Below are 18,690 nucleotides of genomic sequence, written 5' to 3'. Positions count from 1 at the left end.
CAATGAATATAAAATACTATGTTGAGGCAAATTACCAGGAAGTCAGTAAGATCTGTGCAAAACTCATTTTAGATGTCTTGAAAGAAAAGCCAAATGGGTTATATTGCTTTGCAGGTGGTGATACACCCGTAGGAACGCTTAACATCATTGCAGAAGCAGCAATCAATAAAGAAATAGATTTATCCCAGGCAAAGTTTATTGAACTAGATGAATGGGTTGGAATCGATCCGAAAAATGAAGGCAGTTGTCTATCCTATTTGAAAAGAAACTTATTCAATCGGGTTCCTATTGACCTAAAGCAACTTCACACATTTGATCCTTTAGCCGATGATTTAAATGAGGAATGCAAAAAAGCTGATAAATTTATCGAGGAGAATGGAGGATTAACACTGAGTTTGCTTGGGGTTGGAGTAAATGGTCACTTAGGTTTTAATGAGCCTGGTTCGTCCTTCGAAGATAAAGCTCATATAGTGAACTTAGACGAATCAACCCAAAGTGTTGGGAAAAAATATTTTTCAGACGTGAAAGTTGATCGTACGAAAGGAATTACGTTAGGGATAGGACAATTATTACAATCTGGAACAATGATCGTACAAGCTAGTGGAGCAAAAAAGAAATCTGCGATACAACAATTTCTAAGCGGTACGATTACAAAAGAGTGTCCAGTTACTTCTCTATGGTTGCACAAAGATCCTGTATTGGTGGTTGATAAGGAAGTCGTGAACTAAAAGGAGGAAAAAAGATGCAGGTCATTGAGAACAAGGTATTGCCTATATTGCTGAAAATAGGCAATAGTAAACACTTAGTTGCTATAAGAAATGGGATTTCCATGACGATTCCTTTTACTATTGTTGGAAGTATCTTCCTAATCATTGGTAACTTTCCAATACAGTCATGGATGGATTTTGTGTCAAATTGGGGGCCGCAGTTGAATGCACCAGTCAATGTTACGTTCGGAATCCTTGGACTGATATCTGCAATTGGCATAGGCTATCATTTAGGAAAAGAGTTTGGTGTTGATGCTATTTCTAATTCGATGCTCACAACTATCGGCTTTCTTCTAGCAACATTAAACGATGACTGGACGATAAATTTGGCTAATTTTGGTGCTAGTGGTATGTTTACCGCGATCATTGTTGGGGTATTTGTCACTCATGCTTTTAAATGGTTTGTCACTCATAATATTGTAATAAAAATGCCAGAAGGTGTGCCGCCCACTGTAGCAACTTCTTTTGCAACGTTAATCCCAGGAGCATTTATTCTGACCGTTATATGGATCGTCAGAACTTTATTAGGGGTTGATATCAATGAAATCATTACTATTGTTTTCCAACCTTTAGTGCAAGGGATGGGAACACTCCCAGGCATGCTGCTATACACACTTCTCGTTTGTATGCTATGGATATGTGGAATCCACGGAGACAATGTTTTGTCCGGAATTGCGACCCCTGTTTTCCTAAGTTATCTTGCTGATAATACGGCAGCTTTTCAAAGTGGTGTAGAAGTTCCTCATGTTTTTGCCGATGGATTTTGGATTGTCTTTATGTGTTTAGGCGGAACTGGAGCAACACTAGGTCTAGTGTTAAATATGCTCCATTCCAGAAGTAAGATGTATAAGTCGATTGGACGATTATCATTGCCGTCAGCTATTTTTTGTATCAATGAACCGGTTATTTTTGGTTTGCCTATTGTGATGAATCCTTTAATGCTTATTCCCTTTATAGCAACGCCTATGGTCCTATGTATCGGTACGTATATCCTAATGAATATTGGTATAGTAGGACCGATTGTTATTCAAGTTCCATGGACTATTCCTCCTATTATTGGTCCTTATTTAGCTACTAATGGTAGTATTGGAGCAGCTGTTTGGTCTGTTGTATCAATTGCTATCTCATATTTTATTTATATACCATTTTTCAAAATATTGGAAAAGCAGCAAGTAAAAAACGAAGCCGCAAAGACACAGGAAACGGAAACAACGATTCCTGTTAGTATAAGTGAGTAGATAGAAAAAGCTTATTTTCCATCATTTATTAAGATAAGTCTTTTAGGTATCAGAAAATAACTTTAAAAAAGTATATTGGAAAAATGACGATTGCTTTTAATGATTCTGATAGTTTCAATAATAAAACAACAAATAGCATCAGTATCTAAGCGAATCAGTAAATGATTCGCTTTTTTTAATGTTGTATTTTTTATCCATTTGTTTCTATCAACAAAACCTTCTCGGATACTATATTGGATGTTATGGTAATCCTTGAGATCACCTCTTCGGTCCATCGTTAAAAAAAAACGAAGTTTCAGTTGTACCGAGAAATGATGGCGATTTCATTTTGTGCAAGCTATAGTTTAGGTGGGGGTAGCAAATATGATTCATTTCAAATTGACGTATCTGTTTTCAGAACCAAATGTTGAGGCGTTTCTTGGTTTGACGAAGTGGAGGGATGAGGAATTTTTGGCTGAGATTGCCAAAATCAATCAAATCACTGAACAGCGGTTGAATCAACGAATCATGATTCATGAGGGAGAAGTTTTGATTCCTTCACTGATTCAACGAAAGTGGCCGGAAATTCTTTTCGATATCCAGAAGAATACGTTGTTTTTTTCGGAAGAAGAGCGGCGGTCCATGATTTATCTTCTGACTTTTTCAGCAGTGAAAGATTTATCCGTCTATCAGTTTCAAGAGCTTTTCTATGTCAGTAAGAATACGATTTTGAAGGATCTAAAGGGGATCAGAGAGGAACTTGCAGCTTTCAAGATTCAACTATTGTACTCTCGAAAATATGGCTTTTATCTAGAGGGAGAGGAATATCAGATTCGCGCTCTTGCCTTTCGAAAGGTCAGCACGTTATCCAATACGAAAAACGGGAACTTGCTCTTATTTGAGGGAATCTATGAGCAGGATAAAACGATCTATGTTCAAATCAGAGATCGTTTGTCCGCAACACTGACTGATTTCAATCTGGTGATCGTTCCGAGTCGCTTCGAAGAAATGCTTTATTTTCTTAATTATCTATCCTTTCGGATGGCAGAAACGGCTGTTTCTTTAGCGGAGACAGAAATACCGTTGCTCCAGTCGCTGCATGTCCATCAAGTCAGTCAGCAGTTTTTAGCAGAATTTCCTGACATCAAAGATCGGAAAACAGAAGAACTTTATGTAACGATCCTGTTGAAAACGATTCTGCAAGGAGATATCGAAGATACTTCATTAGAGTTTTTATTGGAATGTGCCAGTAAGATCATTCATGAAATGGAACGGCTGGCAGCTATCGAGTTTGTGGACTATCGCACCCTTTTGATGAACACATTCTATCATCTTGTCCCAGCGTATTTTCGAATCCGCTACGGTTTTCCACTGGAGAATGTACTGATTGAAGAAATCAAGCTGCAATACAATGAGTTGTTTGAACTGACGAGACGAGCACTGGGTTCTTTAGAAGACTTAGTCGGCACGATCCCTGATGAAGAAATCGGTTATTTTACGATTTTGTTTGGTGGAGAAATCAGTAAACAAAAGGCCAAACGTGATTACTTCCAACTGAATGCATTAGTCGTTTGTCCCAGTGGCATCAGTTCATCCTTGATTTTGGAATCAGAATTAAAGGAACTGTTTCCCCAGATCCATTTTTTGCCGGCTCGTTCGATCGAAGAGTACGAAAATGTTCGGTTTAATGAAGAGATTGATCTGATTTTTTCCAGTGCGCCGATCAAAACCAAACGACCCTGTTATGTGATCAATCCGATTATGACACCCATTGAGAAGGATGAACTGGTTAAAAACGTACAAGCGGCATTTTTCCCTTCAAAAACTGGATTGCATTCCATTGACGATGTGTTAGAAGTGATTTTGCCCTATGTTGATTTAAAAGCAGGAATCAGTAAGCAAAAGCTGAGAAAAATTTTGCAAAGAAAAATCAATCGAGAATTGAATAGAAGGGAAGACCAACGTCCGATGTTATCAGATTTATTAACAGCAGAAACCATCCAATTTACCGAGGTGCCGCTGACTTGGCAAGAAGCCATTCGAGCAGCTGCTGCGCCATTAAAAAAGACCAATAAAATTGAGGAGCAGTATATTACTGCCATGATCAATAAAGTGGTGGATCACGGTCCTTTTATCCATATTGGAAAAGGCATCGCTTTGCCTCATGCACGTCCAGAAGATGGGGTCAATGCCATCGGGATGTCGTTATTAAAAGTCAAAGAACCAGTGCTTTTGAATGATGATCCGCAACACCCCATTCACGTGTTTATATGTTTGGCGGCGGTTGACAATGAACTCCATCTAAAAGCGTTAGCGAGTTTAACTAAAATTTTGTCGAATAATGAAAAACTAACTGCGTTACTTTCCGCAACCAATGCGGATCAAATAATTGAAGTGATTAGAGAAGGAGAAGATGAAAAATGAAATTTGCAGCAGTGTGTGGGTCAGGATTAGGATCAAGTTTTATGGTGGAGATGAATATCAATTCTGTTTTAAATGAACTGGGTGTCTCAGGCGTGGAAGTGTCCCATTATGATTTAGGAAGTGCTGCACCCGATATGGCGGATGTTTTCTTCGTTGGCGGCGATTTAGCCGATAGTGCGCAGCATCTAGGTGAGATCGTAGTTTTAGACAGTATTATCGATCTCGATGAATTGAAGCAAAAGGTTCAAGCCGTTTGTCAGGAAAAAGGATTACTATAAAAAGGAGTAGACAGTCATGAACGAATTTTTAGATATTCTTGTTGATATCGCGAGTACCCCAGCGATCTTAGTTGCGCTGATCGCCGTTTTGGGGAATGTGCTGCAGAAAAAAGACATTGCCACGATCGTCAAAGGGGGGATCAAAACCTTTGTTGGGTTTCTCGTGGTCACTGCCGGGGCTGGGGTGATCGAAAGCTCTCTGGCGCCATTTGGGGAGATGTTCCAAGCAGCCTTTAACATGCAAGGGGTCGTACCAAATAACGAAGCGATCGTTGCGCTGGCTTTGACGACTTACGGCACCTATACCGCACTTATTATGTTAGCCGGAATGGCCTTCAATATTTTGATTGCCCGTATCACTCGCTTTAAATACATTTATTTGACTGGGCATGCCACGTTGTATATGGCGTGCATGATTGCGGTGATTTTGAGTGTTACTGGAATGAATACTTTTAATCTAGTTTTATTTGGGGGCTTAGCGTTAGGGATCTGTAACACGATTTTCCCAGCGATCGCACAACCGTTTACCCGAGAAATTACTAAAAATGATTCCGTCGCATTGGGGCATACGGGGAACTTCGGCTACGCATTGAGCGGGTTGATTGGGAAATACGTCGGCAATAAGGAAAAATCTACCGAAGACATCAATTTTCCGAAAGGCCTGTCTTTCTTGCGGGATTCTACTGTTAGTATCACGATTACGATGGCGGTTGTATACGTGATCGTAGCAATTTTTGCTGGGAGTGAATTTATTACGGAAAATCTTAGCAATGGCACGAACTCGATCATTTATTCGTTGCAGCAAGCAGGTTCGTTTGCCGCTGGTGTCTTTGTGATTTTAGCTGGTGTCCGTTTGATTTTGGCAGAAATCGTACCAGCTTTTAAAGGGATTTCTGAAAAGCTTGTTCCTAATGCGATTCCTGCATTGGATTGTCCAATCGTCTTTCCTTATGCGCCAAATGCTGTTCTGATTGGTTTTCTAACCAGCTTTGTCGGTGGGATCGTTAGTTTAATTATCATGGTCTTCACAGGAACAACCGTTATTATTCCAGGTGTCGTGCCCCATTTCTTCTGCGGCGCAACGGCAGGTGTTTACGGCAATGCAACGGGTGGTGTGCGAGGCGCCGTCATTGGGTCCTTTATTCATGGGATCATTATCAGCTTCATGCCGATCTTGTTGATGCCAGTCATGGGCGATCTTGGGTTCCAAGGATCAACTTTCTCTGATACCGACTATGGGGTTGCAGGGATCTTCCTAGGAAACCTAGCCAATATGGGCGGTCAAATCGCCATCTTCTCAGGGATAATTGCGGTAGTCGCGGTCTTGATCGGATTGACGATTTTCAAGAAAAACAGTCGGGCAAAATCTGTTTCTGAATAAATAGAGGATGGAGGGATAAATAGTGGCAATCAGTGAACAAAAATACCACGAGCTTGAAGAATTAGCGGCAAAGATTCGTTTAGATACCCTTTGCAGCATCAAGAAAATGGGACAAGGCCATCTGGGCGGCTCCTTTTCAATTGTTGAATTATTGGCCGTTTTGTACGGCAAACAGCTGCGAATCAATCCACAAGATCCACAGTGGGCGGATCGTGACCGACTCGTCTTGTCAAAAGGGCATGCTGGCGCCGCACTGTATAGTGCATTAGCAAATACGGGCTATTTTGATCGGTCGTGGTTATGGACGATCAATGAGGGCGGCACGAGACTGCCTTCCCATCCAGATCGCTGGAAAACGCCGGGGGTTGATGCCACCACAGGTTCACTGGGGCAGGGAACTTCCATGGCTGCTGGCATCGCGACAGGCCTGCGCTTGGCAGGCAAGGACAATTTTGTTTATTTGATCGTTGGAGATGGCGAACTAAATGAAGGACAGTGCTGGGAAGCCTTCCAATACATTGCCCACTTTAAACTGAATCACTGTATCGTCATTATTGATGACAACAAAAAACAGCTAGATGGGCCAACCAAAGACATTCTTGATCCTTTTGATATCCAGCAGAAGATGACTGCTTTTGGCTTTTATACAGAAAAAGTTCCAGGGGCAGACATGCAAGCCATTGATGAGGCAATCGAGCGCTGCAAAGCAATCGAAGACCAAGCGGTTTGCATTGTCTTGGACAGCGTGAAAGGACAAGGCGTTCCTTTCTTTGAAGAACTAGATGCCAATCACTCCGTGAAGTTTACCACGGATGAGATCAATCAAGCGGCAGAAGCGGCAATCAAAGAATTGACGATAAAAATCGAAGGAGGACGCTAAGGCATGTTTACATTAAGCAAAACCACTGCTGCTGGTAAAGAGCTGCGAACTTGTGTCGTTGACACATTGGTGGAACTCATGGATGAAAATAACCAGCTAGTTGCGTTAGATGCCGACCTTGGTTCTGCCAGCGGCTGGACCACGATTGCCAACAAACATCCCCAACGCTTTATCAACATGGGGATCGCGGAAGCCAATATGGTTGGTGTCGCGGCTGGCTTGAGTTTAACCGGTTATACACCTTTTATCCACACCTTTGGGCCATTTGCGACGCGTCGCGTATTCGATCAGCTGTTTATTTCTGGTGGCTATGGCGGCAATACGATCAATATTTACGGTTCTGATCCAGGGTTTGCAGTCGGGCACAACGGCGGCACCCATACGACATGGGAAGATGTGGCTTTGATGCGAATGATTCCCCAGTCGATCGTCTGCGATGCAGCGGATGAAGTCCAAATGGCGTGGATCATAAACACCTTTAGCCAATTATCAGGCATTCATTACGTAAGAGGCAATCGGAAAGCGGTTCCGATGATTTATGAAAAAGGCTCGACCTTTGAACTAGGAAAAGGCAATATTTTAAGACCAGGCGATGAACTGTTGTTGATTGCCAGCGGTCAATTGGTTTCTGAAACACTGCAAGTGGCAGAAGAATTAGCAGAAATAGGAATCAGCTGCGAAGTGATCGATATGTTTACCATCAAACCAATCGATAAAGAATTGATCCTCCGAGAAGTTCAGGGGAAACGGCAAGTCATCACCATCGAAAACCATTCTATTATCGGTGGATTAGGGAGTGCCGTCGCCGAAGTGCTTGCTGAAACAGGCAGTGCTGTCCCCTTAAAACGTATTGGTGTCAATGAACGGTTTGGTCAAGTCGGCACACCCGATTTCTTGCAAAAAGAATATGGCTTAGATGCTGCTTCAATCAAGCAGCAAATAGTCGAAGGGAAGGTTAAGGGATAAAAAAAGGAAGCATCAACGAATCAATAGTTGATGTTTCCTTTTCATTCCTTTCAGATCTTGTAAAAAAAGCGTCAAACAGCGCGTCAGTCCTGCTGTTTGACGCTTTTTTTTGTGTGAACTAAGACAAAAACCAGCGCCGTAAGTTTTCTGCTTCGGTTAATGGAAAGTAGAACAGCTTACTTTCGGTGAGGGTATCTTCGGTTTTGATGGTTAGCTGTGACTTGCCAAGCCCTTTTTTGTGCTGCCAATACGTGGTGGTGACAGTGAAATCTTGGATTTTATTTTTCTTCAGATAAGCGGTCACCTTCGTAAGACCGCGAATCGTTTGGCACAACAATACGTGGTTATCTAAAAATTGATACCCTTGTATTTTGCCTCGCCAGATGCTTGATAACACGAAGGAGCCAAAGAACACGAAGAAAATCAGCGCTAACCACCAGAAAAAGAAGGCGGAGATTCCTACAGCAAGCAGTCCAATCAGCAGCGGCCAACGGCAGAAGTACCAAAAGTTGGGTCGTGGATTTTTCACTAGAGCGGTTTGTTGAAACGACCATTCGGGTAAAAAGCGGGTCAATGTTTCGGTCAGCTGCGTCTCTTTCAAAATGGGGAACAGATAGACCGTATCGTCGCTTTCTGACGAACTGCCAGCAGCCAGCAGTAATTTGACGGAGCTTAGATGAAAGATTCTTCGATAAAGGTTTTGTTCGACACTCAGCCCTTGGATCCTAGCGAGGGGAATCGTTTGGTGACGTTTAGAAAACAAGCCTTGCGTGATCAGCAGCTGTTGCTGGTTCGTTTCCACCGTAAAGCCATAATAACGGAAAAGATTTTTGGCGATCGCAAGGAAGAAAAACAAAATCAGTAGCCCGAGTAGAATTGCAGCACCTAATAAAAGGCCAAGTTGCTGCAATTCCGATGCATAGGCAAAGAGATTGGGAATGTTGTCGATCACGTTGTAGCCGATGACTAGAACCAAGGTGAAAACAGAAAAATCAGTGAGAGAAAACAAGAAAATCTCCTTGAATTTCAAAGTGAATGTTTCTAGCGGCGGCTTGGCTGACTTCTCAGCTGAAAACGCAGCGTAATCGTCGGTTGGTTCTTCTCCACTAGCTGCTTGGGCATTCGGCTGTTGTGGTGTCGTAGCCGCCTTTTTTGACGCTTCGATGGAGGCAATGAGAGTCAGCGGCAATGCAGGGAAAAGAATTTCGGCTTCACCACTCGAACTTGCGGCGCTTTCCAACTTCACTTCAGCTAATTTAAACGGACGTAAATAAAAGTAATGATTCTCTTGAATGGTTTGGATGCGTTCAAATGGCAAAATCGTTTGTTTTTGAATAAAGAGTCCTTTGTTGACTAGCACACTCGTTTGATCGATTTGAAAGGTAAAGCGGGCGTAAGACAGTACCGCAAAAATCAGACAGACCAGTAAAAATAGCAGAATGCCGCCCAGAATCATCGGAAAAGAAGGGGCGTCGTTGAATAATTTGAATACAAGCAGAAATGCTAGTACCAGAAAATTTTTGCAATTTTTGAACCAATAAAGACCGATACACAGCAACGGCAGTCGTTGTTTTTCATAGATCATCTTTGACCACCTCGACTAAATTCATGATGGTTTCTCGCAAGCGTTCGGCTTGCGCCACTGGCAAGCCTTCAATGGTGTGGTTGGTGGCAGCCGTATGGATCTGTAAGGAGACTAAAGCGTATTTTCGCAAAAAGATCCCTTGGTCCGTTTCGATGTGCTGGATTCGGCGGATCGGAATATACGTGGTGCTGCGAAATAGATAGCCACGTTGAATAGCGATATCCTTTTCTTGGATCTCGTAGCGATGGAATTTGTAACGGTAGCTCATCAGCACAAAAGAAAGCAGATGACTGATCAAAGTCAGTGCCAATAGGCTTGACCAAAGGGCGAACACCCAGAAATGCAGCCAGTTTTGCATGGATAAAAACCAAAAAGAAGCAGCGAAAAGTAGACTGAAAATGATCAGTGAAGTAATTGTCCGCAACCGCCAAACACGGATGATGGTTTGCGGCATTTGTTCGTTTAATAAGGGATAATTCAAGGGAAACGTCCTCTCTACATAGAAATAACTGGTTTACCCACAAATATAGTGGAGATAGAAGAAAAAAACAAGCTTAGAAATTAAAAATAGTTAATTGTGATTTAATTGTAGATAGAAGAAGTACCAGAGGCAGTTTGCACGGTCCATAAAGGAGCCTATACTGAGTTTCCGAAAGCCTATGCTGCAGTAATCCAGTTTGCTGAAAATAACGGCTATCGAATCACAGGGCCTTTTCGTGAAAGCTATATTGATGGTATTTGGAATAAAGAAAGTGAAGAGGAATGGCTGACTGAGATCCAGCTTCCTGTTGAAAAAATCAGCAGGTGAAGGGAAATAAACATTCAGCGTTCTTGCAAAATTTCTCCCCCGTAAGGTGTGAATTTCGGCAAGACCATCGTTTAATCGAGTGTCTACAGTCAATTCCCATTGACAAATCGACTGGCGCCTTCTAAACTAAAGGCAGAAAAACAAGAGAAAAAGGTGATGTCTCCGGCCTATCTGCTGTTATTCCTTCGTTAACAGGGGTAGGACTGGAAAAGAGTAAATAAAATCAATTTCATAGGCAAAAAATTGACTGCATGCAGTTTTATTTGAAGTGCCTATCATTGATTTTATTTTACTCTTCGCTTTTTGATCTTCATCGCTTGAAGATTGACCGCAGAGTAAAATCTGCGGTCTTTTTTGTTTTTCAATTATTTTGAAAGGGGAAAAGAAGATGTACCAAGAATTGAGAAAGGCAATCGAGCGGCCACCGCTCTATAAAAAAATGGCAGAGGCGTTTTGGGACGATGCGTATATTTCCAAGCAAATGTTAAAGGCTCATTTGGATCCTGATTTTGAGGGAGCGAGTAGAAAGGCTGACTTTATCGACGAATCCGTTCGCTGGATCAGTCGCATTGTTCCACCAGAAAAACAGACGCAACTTCTTGATATCGGCTGCGGACCAGGGATCTATGCGGAAAAATTTGCAGCGCTAGGCTATCAAGTGACAGGCGTTGATTACTCCAAAAGGTCCATCGCCTATGCGAGAGATTCCGCGAGTAAGCAGCAATTAAACATTTCCTATCTATTTGATAATTATTTGGAGATGGCATTGCCTCAGCAGTTTGACTTTATTACCTTGATTTATTGCGATTATGGAGCCTTAAATCCAGAGGAACGTAACCTGCTGCTAAATAATGTGCTGGCGCATCTAAAACCGGGTGGCAAATTTTTGTTCGATGTATTTACGATTGCCCAGTTTTTAACGCTTGATGAAGAACAGACCTGGGAAAGTCATGAATCAGCAGGGTTTTGGCGGGGCGATCCTCATCTTGTGCTGAATCAACGATGGAAATATCCTGATCACGTCTTGCTGGAGCAAACAACGATTTTAGCAGATACTGAGCTCACCAATTATTATTTATGGACGACCTATTTTACAAAAGATGCATTGCTGAGGGAAGTTCAGGCTGCAGGCTTTGATATCTGTGAGGTATTTGGCGATGTCAAAGGCAGTCCTTATAGCGAAGAAGGTTCAACAATGGCGATACTACTGAAAAAACCATGCACTCATTGAAAGAGTGGTTTTTATGTAAATAGAAGCAAAAAGAAACGACGATTTTCTGTCGTTTCTTTTTGTTTGGCGCAGGTCTGGTCGATTGATTCTTAGGTACGAATGATGTGGCTCTTTTCGTACTACTCAGCGAAACGTCGAACCATCGTAATATCTGTTTCCAAATAGCCCATTTTTTTGTATAGCTGATACGCAGACTGATTATGGGCAAAAACGTGCAAGCCGATTTCAGTGATGCCTTGCTGGATCGCCCACTTTTCTAAAGCCTGTAACGCTTTGGTGCCATAGCCTTTTCCTCGCTGGTCTTCCTCGATGATAAAGTCATAGATGAAGGCTTTCTGGGCAGCTGTGTTGACCCAAATCACCCCGATCGGTTCACTAAAATCAGCTGCAAATAAAGAAAACAAGTGATTGTTTTCGGTGGCAGTCCCTTGAGGAAGCAGGGAAGCAAAGCTTTCTTTGGCTAGGGCGAGGGCCTCGTCTTTGGCCCATGTGCCTGCTTGGACTTTGTCATTGGCGTATTCGAAAACTGCATTGGTTAAGTAGGCAGCATAGTCGCTGTCTTTCATTGGGATTAAGTTCATCTATTTCTCCTTTTGTCCTTTTCAGCTCTTCTTAACCTACAGAATGATTGTAGGCAATGAGAAACAAGGGCATTTGATATGAAACGGTTTGTTTCCCCTTCAGTTGAGGCGCTCTGGCAGCGGGTCTCGTCGTTGAAACAAAAACAGGTCATCCGGTGCAAACTGGTGTCGTGCATCGCAGGTATAGCCTCGTAGCCAGTCAACCCCATCGATGCGGCGAACGTAGAATCCTTTGGGGAAATCGTCGGTTTTTTCCAAAGGCACAGAAGCGATCGTGATTGCGGCAGCTGGCGCTTTTCCTTGGGATTTCAATCCGGTACTATTTGCCAGTTGGCGATAGCTAAGACGAAAGTGTAAGGCCATTTCCAAGGTACAACAAGTCAATCCATAAGAAGGCGCAGCTGCAAAAATCTCCGTCAAAGAGCCGCCTTGGGGGAGTCCCAGTTCTTTAAGGGGAACAATCACACAAGCAGCACGCTGTTTATCGGCACTGAAGGAGAGCTGGGGATGGCGCAAGAGCTGTTTGGCATACGCGTTTAAGTGAATCTGATTTTCTTCCAACTGCTGGCAAAGGCGGTTTAGCGAAACTCCCCCATACTGTACGATCACTTCTTTCAAAATCAAACACTCCTTTCAATAGGGATCCTTTTCCTAAAAAAATCAGTTCGCGCCCTCGTTCTCGGACAAATTGGCATAAATCGCAGCAACTTCTTCTTGGTAACGATTCTTTAGTCGAGGGGGACTTAAAATGCGTAGGCTTTTTCCAAAAGAGAACAAATAGGGCACTACCCAGCTTTCCTCGGGCAAATCAACGGTAACCACAGCAGTGCCTTCCTCCGTCAAAGTAATATCCTGATGATCGAACTCATCATATACCCGATAAAGAACGTCGGCTTGAAAGAATAGACGCGCAGGATAGGTGTCAACAGTCAACTCAATGGTAGAATCAGGTGCAGTGACGGGGAAAAAATGCTGGTCAGTGACGTGGACCTGACTCATGCGGCTGATTTTAAATGTCCGAAAGGCATTCTTTTGCTGGTCGAAGGCTTGCAGATGCGTTTTTGCAGTCCCTGTTTACTGACATAGTCAAAGGTGATCACGTGGTTTGTTAAAATACTCTTTTTTAATAAATCAAACGTGTCGTTGCCGTTTTCTCGCCGATGCCAAGTGGAAAAATCCACTTCTAGCCAATCAGCATCGGGCTGCTTAAACAAGGATTGCAGTTTTGCCAGCGATTGCCCACTGATCTGTGGCGTCAGCTGGCGAATCCCTTTCAACGCCAAAAGCAGGTTTTTCCGTTCTTCCTCTGATAATAACACTTTATCCAACACAAAACTGCTTAACAAATAAACGCCGCCATTTCGACCCGTTTCGGTATAGATGGGCACGCCAATACTGCTTAGTGTATTGATATCTCTGGTGATGGTGCGAGTCGAGACTTCAAATTGTTTGGCTAGTTCAGAAGTGGTTGCTTTTTCATGATTCAACAGGTGATAGATAAGGCCGAACAGGCGTGTCGTGCTCACTTGGCTTACTCCTTTTATAAAAAAATGATAAAACACTGACACAAAGTGTCTAGGTTTCTATCGTATCATAAAGACAAAGAAGGAGGAACTCCAATGAAATTTTCGATAATGGCAACGGAAAGAACCAATAATTTTACTGATCCAGCGATTCAAGCAAAAATCACTGGCTTATGGGAGAAAAACAGCGAGGCGGTCAAGAAAGCCGCAGAAAAAGGAACGGTCATCGCTTGCGTTTACCACGAGTATGAGTCAAACTATCAAGGAGACTATGCCGTTTCGCTTTGTTTCGAAGAAACGGAGCAAGCAGACTTTGATACAGAAAAATATACTTGGAAAAAGTATCCGGTCGATCGGCGCGATGCGCAGGGCATTTTGACTACTTGGCGTCAAATCTGGTCAGAGGAAGAAAACCAGCAGTTGCAGCGCAACTATTCCTTTGATTTTGAACAGTATGCACCAGACGGCGAGATGACGATTTTTATCGCCATTGCTGAAAGCGACAAAGAGCAGCTATTTTCCTGAATAGGAGGACGAACAATGAGACAGTATGAAAGCAAAGTAGCGCTGATCCAAGAGATCACAGAACGTTACCAAAAATTTCGCCAAGAATTTGATGAAATTCCTGAAGCCTTGCGAAATCAACGGATAGCAAGTGTCGACAAGACCCCTTCAGAAAACTTGTCTTACCAAATCGGCTGGGTCAGTTTGTTATTGTCATGGGAAGCACAGGAACAGCAAGGGATGAGCGTTCACACACCTGCTGAAGGGTACAAATGGAACAACCTTGGCGGATTGTATCAATCTTTTTATCAGACATACGGCAGTTTGACCTTAGCACAGCAACAAGAGCTCTTAGACCAAAAAGTGACGGCAATTTGCCAGTGGATCGAGGGCTTATCCGATCAGGAATTGTTTGAAGCAAGGCAGCGGGATTGGGCAACCACCAAAGCACAGTGGCCAGTCTATAAATGGATCCATATCAATACAGTAGCACCCTTTACCAATTTCCGAACGAAAATCCGAAAATGGAAAAAGGAAGCACTGCATTGATCAATAAAAGAAGCAAGCTGGTTGAGCGTTTTTTAGCAACTGAGGGAACAGCTAACTTAAAGAATTGTTAAACAGTTGATCTGTGAAGATCAGCTGTTTTTTTTGTTTTGTGTCATCGCAAGAAACCACCTGGAAAGCCTATGCTAGCTTATTGTCTAGTCGGTTCAGGTTAAGAAATAAACTGTTATTTTAAGTGCTAAAGTGACGCGAAGGTGACAAAAATGAAACGCCAATTCGTAAAAGGGTATGCTATATTTTAAACAGTACTTGTTTTTTTACAGAAAAAAAGCGGGGTGTCGATGGCGTATCTTACGCAATCGACGCCAATTGGGTTTATAGAAAAAACACAAAACCATTCCCAAGTCTGATGCAAGTTTGCTGAATATTCAGCAAAATAAAAGTAAATGACTAAGAATAGAAAGGGTGAGGATCATCGAAAACAACCAAACCATTGGCTTGACGTCAGGAGAAGTCAAGGCGCGGGTGCAGAGCGGTCAAGTCAATAAGACAAAAAAGGATACGACGAATACGTACCCGAAAATCCTTTTTACCAATATCTTTACCTTTTTCAATTTGATCAACTGTGTCCTATTCTTTCTCGTCTGTTTGACGGGTTCTTATCAAAACGGCTTGTTCGTCTTTGTTGTCTTCAGCAATGTGATCATCAATCTCTTTCAAGAAGTTCGTTCCAAACGAACGCTGGATAAGCTGGCACTGCTAAAAGTTGCCAAAGCCGATGTTTATCGGGATGGCAAGCTGGAGAACTTGCCGATCCACAAGCTCGTAATGGACGATGTGTTACGACTGAAAAGCGGGGATCAAGTGCCGACGGATGCCAAAGTCATTCAAGGGGCTTTAGAAGTCAATGAATCCTTGCTGACTGGTGAAATGGATACGATCTACAAGCAGCCGACAGACGAGTTGTTTTCTGGTAGTTTTATCACTGCTGGCGAAGCGTTATGCCAAGTAATCCACGTAGGCGCTGACAACTATATCGCAAAAATCAACAAAGAAGCCAAAACCATCAAACGACAAAAATACTTGATCCAAGGCAGTTTAAACAAAATCATTCGTTGGATCAGTCTGATTTTGGTCCCGTTATGTACCCTCTTGTTCGTTAAACAGTTCTATTTCTCTCATGCAACTTTCAACACCGCCATCTTACGGACGGTGGCGGCAGCTGTGGGAATGTTCCCCGAAGGTTTGTTTTTATTGACGAGTGTCACGTTGACCATCAGTGCCGTCTATCTGGCGCGCAAAAAAGTGATGGTGCAGGAATTGAACTGCATTGATGCCTTGGCACGGGTCGATGTTCTTTGCTTAGATAAAACGGGCACGATCACCGAAGGCAAGATGACAGTGGAAAAGACGATTTCCTTTCATTCAGAAACACCGTTGGCAGAAATCACTGGTAACTTAATGGCGCAGCTACCCGATCAGAACCCAACGGCAATGGCGCTGCGAACCTTTTTCCCAGAAAAAACGACGTACCAGATGCAGCAAGTCGTCCCTTTTTCATCAGATCGTAAATTCAGTTGCGTCACGTTTGAAGGACAAGGCACTTATTTCATCGGAGCTGCGTCGATTTTACTAGGAACCAACCATGAAGCTGTCTTAAAACAGGAAAGGCAGCTGGCAGAAGAAGGCTACCGAGTGATCGTTTTGGCTCACAGTACGCAAGGCTATGAGGAGGCAGGACTGCCGACGGATATTGAACCGCTGGGCTTTTATTTACTGTCAGACACGATTCGTGAAGATGCCAAAGAGACCTTGGAGTATTTTCGTTCACAGGCAATCCAATGCAAGATCATCTCTGGCGATGATCCAGTGACAGTCAGTCAAATCGCGAAAAAAGTCAATCTACCAGGGGCAGCTGATTTTATCGATGTGTCAAAATTAACTGCGACCGAATTAAAAGAAGCTGTCAGCAACTATCAGATTTTTGGTCGAGTGACGCCGCAACAAAAGAAAGAAATGGTGCTCTACTTGAAAGAACAAGGGCATACTGTCGCGATGACTGGCGATGGCGTCAACGATGTTTTGGCGCTAAAAGAAGCCGACTGCTCGATTGCAATGGCTTCTGGTGTTGATGCTGCGCGTCAAGTGTCAAATCTGGTTCTTTTGGAAAATCAATTTGATGCTTTGCCATCGGTCATGGATGAAGGCCGCCGAGTGATCAATAACATTACCCGCTCAGGTTCATTGGTGCTAGTGCAAGTCTTATTCTCCATCATGATCACCATGGGGACGTTGTTATCAGGAACGACCTATCCTTTTGAGCCGATCCAATTAACGATTATCAATGCCTGCTTTGTCGGCATTCCGACCTTCTTTTTAAACTTTGAACCAGACTTCAATCGGATCAAAGGGGACTTTATGACGACGATTTTCAAAAATGCTTTTCCAACAGCCTTGACGATTACGGTAGGAACTTTGCTGATCATCAACTTTGGTTATTGGTTCAACAGCAGCAGTAAAGCTCTATCGATCATGAGCATTATTTTTACTGCTTGGAACTATCGCTTGATCCAGAAAAAAGTCTATCCAGCGATCAACAGCTATCGAACGATGATTTTTTTCAGCACTCAGATCTTGTACTTTGCTGCTTTGATCGTCGGTCGCGACCTCTTTAACCTAGGCAATACCAGCTATCTCAACCTCATTCTCTTGATTGCCTTGTTGAATTTTTCCGCCTACATGCAACGCTTTGCGGATAAGGGCATCGAGCTGCTGATGCGAAGGTATACGAAGAAACGTAAAAGTTTATCAAAAGAAATGATTCAGTAAATAATAGAAAAACTGATTGCTTAAGCAGCGTTTGCAGCGTGCTAGGCAGTCAGTTTTTGATTTAAAATAAATTTCTTTTCTTTTCAAGGAGTCTAAGTCTTGCTATGAAACTCGTTTCATACCGTACAATCAACCAAGAGACCTTTTCAGAAAATTGTCGAAAGTGGAACAACTAATTTTCTATGGTAGACTTAGGTCATTAGCAAAACAATCAGATAGGAATGAAAGAAATGGCAACGATTCGCGATATAGCAAAAATGACTGGTTTTTCGATCACGACGGTCTCTCGTGTGATCAATGGCCATCCTTATGTTGATGAGCAAAAGCGAGCAGCGATTTTGGCGGTGATGGAAGAACTGGATTACAAACCGAATAAAATCGCCCAAAAACTTAGCTCGGGGAAAACCTATAATATTGGAGTCATCGTACCGTTTGTCAATCACGCCTTCTTTGATGGAATTTTAAATGGCATCATGGAAGAAGCCTTTGCCCAAAAATACAAGGTGACGTTGCTTCCGACCAATTTTGATCGGAAGCTGGAGCTAGAATATCTAGAAGAATTCGCTGCAAAGGGATTTGACGGCTTGATCGTCATCACCCGCGCAAATCATATCGAGACATTTTATCCCTACATGGAAAAAGGACCGATTGTTTTTTGTGAAAATTCAACCGGTACTGCCGTTCCTTTCGTGGCGATCGACTTGGTCGGCTCTGTGACAGCCAGTATCAAGTATTTGAAAGAACAAGGCGTAAAACGCTTGGGACTGACGCTAGGGCGTAGCAAACGCCTCAGCTGCAATTCAGTCAACACGATCGCAAAAGCCAAGGAGCTGTTTCCTAATTTTTCTGAAGCAGATATTTATTGGGATTGTATCAAAGCACAAGATGGGATTCCCGCAGCTGCATTTTTTAAGGAACGAGGAATCGATGGGGTGATCACAAATGGGGACGAGATCGCAGCGATGATCTTAAATCAATACCCTCACGGGACAGCACCCATCGTTATTGGACAAGAAAACCTGCTCATCAGTCAAATGCTGCACTTTTCTTCCGTTGAGTTTCATCTGGATCAGTGCGGCAAAGAAGCCTTTCGCTTGTTTCAAGAAAGAAAACAAGAGCAGATCATTCTGCCTTACGAACTTATTATTCGTGAATAATCATTGTTATAAAAAGAACACACCTTTTTGTCGAGAGGTGTGTTTTTGCCTG

19 protein-coding genes are annotated in these 18,690 nt (G+C 42.8%); 13 read left to right on the top strand and 6 right to left on the bottom strand.

Going from position 1 to position 18,690, the window contains the following annotated elements; genetic code table 11:
* Positions 1–2 precede the first annotated feature (2 nt).
* The 7 genes from ECA1_RS13555 to ECA1_RS13525 all read left to right on the top strand — a co-directional run bounded on the left by ECA1_RS13555 (position 3) and on the right by ECA1_RS13525 (position 7,913).
* On the top strand, positions 3–728 hold the full coding sequence (locus ECA1_RS13555; protein WP_060792762.1) for a glucosamine-6-phosphate deaminase: 726 nt from the start codon (positions 3–5) through the stop codon (positions 726–728).
* 14 nt (positions 729–742) lie between these two features.
* The gene (locus tag ECA1_RS13550) at positions 743–2,005 is read left to right on the top strand and encodes a PTS sugar transporter subunit IIC (protein WP_060792761.1); all 1,263 of its coding nucleotides are present in this window, start codon (positions 743–745) and stop codon (positions 2,003–2,005) included.
* Positions 2,006–2,368: 363 nt separating this feature from the next.
* Positions 2,369–4,408 carry a BglG family transcription antiterminator gene (locus tag ECA1_RS13545; RefSeq protein WP_060792760.1) on the top strand — a complete coding sequence of 680 codons (2,040 nt, stop codon included), beginning with the start codon at positions 2,369–2,371 and terminating at the stop codon, positions 4,406–4,408.
* The gene (locus ECA1_RS13540) at positions 4,405–4,686 is read left to right on the top strand and encodes a PTS sugar transporter subunit IIB (RefSeq protein ID WP_005227537.1); all 282 of its coding nucleotides are present in this window, start codon (positions 4,405–4,407) and stop codon (positions 4,684–4,686) included. Before ECA1_RS13545 ends, ECA1_RS13540 begins: the two co-directional genes overlap by 4 nt.
* A gap of 16 nt (positions 4,687–4,702) precedes the next feature.
* Positions 4,703–6,067, top strand: a complete 1,365-nt coding sequence (gene ulaA / locus ECA1_RS13535) for a PTS ascorbate transporter subunit IIC (RefSeq protein WP_005232062.1) — start codon at positions 4,703–4,705, stop codon at positions 6,065–6,067.
* Positions 6,068–6,089: 22 nt separating this feature from the next.
* Positions 6,090–6,947, top strand: a complete 858-nt coding sequence (locus ECA1_RS13530; RefSeq protein ID WP_005231438.1) for a transketolase — start codon at positions 6,090–6,092, stop codon at positions 6,945–6,947.
* A 3-nt stretch (positions 6,948–6,950) separates the two neighbouring features.
* A complete protein-coding gene (locus ECA1_RS13525) occupies positions 6,951–7,913 on the top strand; it encodes a transketolase family protein (RefSeq protein WP_060792759.1) in 963 nt (320 codons plus the stop codon).
* A gap of 118 nt (positions 7,914–8,031) precedes the next feature.
* Here ECA1_RS13525 and ECA1_RS13520 read toward each other — a convergent pair whose 3' ends face one another.
* Both ECA1_RS13520 and ECA1_RS13515 read right to left on the bottom strand, forming a co-directional pair.
* A complete protein-coding gene (locus ECA1_RS13520; RefSeq protein ID WP_060792758.1) occupies positions 8,032–9,498 on the bottom strand; it encodes a PH domain-containing protein in 1,467 nt (488 codons plus the stop codon).
* On the bottom strand, positions 9,488–9,979 hold the full coding sequence (locus tag ECA1_RS13515; RefSeq protein WP_005227545.1) for a PH domain-containing protein: 492 nt from the start codon (positions 9,977–9,979) through the stop codon (positions 9,488–9,490). The genes ECA1_RS13520 and ECA1_RS13515 overlap by 11 nt, the downstream gene beginning before the upstream one ends.
* A gap of 111 nt (positions 9,980–10,090) precedes the next feature.
* Here ECA1_RS13515 and ECA1_RS17265 point away from each other — a divergent pair, with 111 nt between their 5' ends.
* Both ECA1_RS17265 and ECA1_RS13510 read left to right on the top strand, forming a co-directional pair.
* The gene (locus ECA1_RS17265; protein WP_081091755.1) at positions 10,091–10,306 is read left to right on the top strand and encodes a GyrI-like domain-containing protein; all 216 of its coding nucleotides are present in this window, start codon (positions 10,091–10,093) and stop codon (positions 10,304–10,306) included.
* 388 nt (positions 10,307–10,694) lie between these two features.
* Entirely contained in the window at positions 10,695–11,537 is an 843-nt protein-coding gene (locus ECA1_RS13510; RefSeq protein WP_060792757.1) for a class I SAM-dependent methyltransferase, read from the top strand.
* 119 nt (positions 11,538–11,656) lie between these two features.
* On the opposite strand, the gene ECA1_RS13505 is transcribed toward ECA1_RS13510, so the two are convergent.
* From ECA1_RS13505 to ECA1_RS18105, 4 genes are all read right to left on the bottom strand, one after another.
* The gene (locus tag ECA1_RS13505; protein WP_060792756.1) at positions 11,657–12,118 is read right to left on the bottom strand and encodes a GNAT family N-acetyltransferase; all 462 of its coding nucleotides are present in this window, start codon (positions 12,116–12,118) and stop codon (positions 11,657–11,659) included.
* 99 nt (positions 12,119–12,217) lie between these two features.
* Entirely contained in the window at positions 12,218–12,727 is a 510-nt protein-coding gene (locus tag ECA1_RS13500) for a helicase (RefSeq protein WP_236596120.1), read from the bottom strand.
* Positions 12,728–12,778: 51 nt separating this feature from the next.
* Positions 12,779–13,117 carry a helix-turn-helix transcriptional regulator gene (locus tag ECA1_RS18110; RefSeq protein ID WP_236596093.1) on the bottom strand — a complete coding sequence of 113 codons (339 nt, stop codon included), beginning with the start codon at positions 13,115–13,117 and terminating at the stop codon, positions 12,779–12,781.
* Complete coding sequence (locus ECA1_RS18105; RefSeq protein ID WP_236596092.1) at positions 13,114–13,644, bottom strand: helix-turn-helix transcriptional regulator; 531 nt, start codon at positions 13,642–13,644, stop codon at positions 13,114–13,116. The genes ECA1_RS18110 and ECA1_RS18105 overlap by 4 nt, the downstream gene beginning before the upstream one ends.
* A 93-nt stretch (positions 13,645–13,737) precedes the next feature.
* Here ECA1_RS18105 and ECA1_RS13490 point away from each other — a divergent pair, with 93 nt between their 5' ends.
* The 4 genes from ECA1_RS13490 to ECA1_RS13475 all read left to right on the top strand — a co-directional run bounded on the left by ECA1_RS13490 (position 13,738) and on the right by ECA1_RS13475 (position 18,638).
* Positions 13,738–14,166: an effector binding domain-containing protein gene (locus ECA1_RS13490; protein ID WP_060792754.1), complete on the top strand. Its 429-nt coding sequence runs from the start codon at positions 13,738–13,740 to the stop codon at positions 14,164–14,166.
* Positions 14,167–14,181: 15 nt separating this feature from the next.
* Positions 14,182–14,694 carry a ClbS/DfsB family four-helix bundle protein gene (locus tag ECA1_RS13485; RefSeq protein ID WP_060792753.1) on the top strand — a complete coding sequence of 171 codons (513 nt, stop codon included), beginning with the start codon at positions 14,182–14,184 and terminating at the stop codon, positions 14,692–14,694.
* 423 nt (positions 14,695–15,117) lie between these two features.
* A complete protein-coding gene (locus tag ECA1_RS13480; RefSeq protein WP_060792752.1) occupies positions 15,118–17,481 on the top strand; it encodes an HAD-IC family P-type ATPase in 2,364 nt (787 codons plus the stop codon).
* A gap of 230 nt (positions 17,482–17,711) precedes the next feature.
* Positions 17,712–18,638, top strand: coding sequence for a LacI family DNA-binding transcriptional regulator (locus ECA1_RS13475; protein WP_060792751.1), 927 nt, complete (start codon positions 17,712–17,714; stop codon positions 18,636–18,638).
* Positions 18,639–18,690 lie beyond the last annotated feature (52 nt).

Source organism: Enterococcus casseliflavus NBRC 100478, assembly GCF_001544095.1.
Lineage (GTDB): Bacteria > Bacillota > Bacilli > Lactobacillales > Enterococcaceae > Enterococcus_D > Enterococcus_D casseliflavus.
This window is presented reverse-complemented; position numbering and strand designations above follow the sequence as displayed.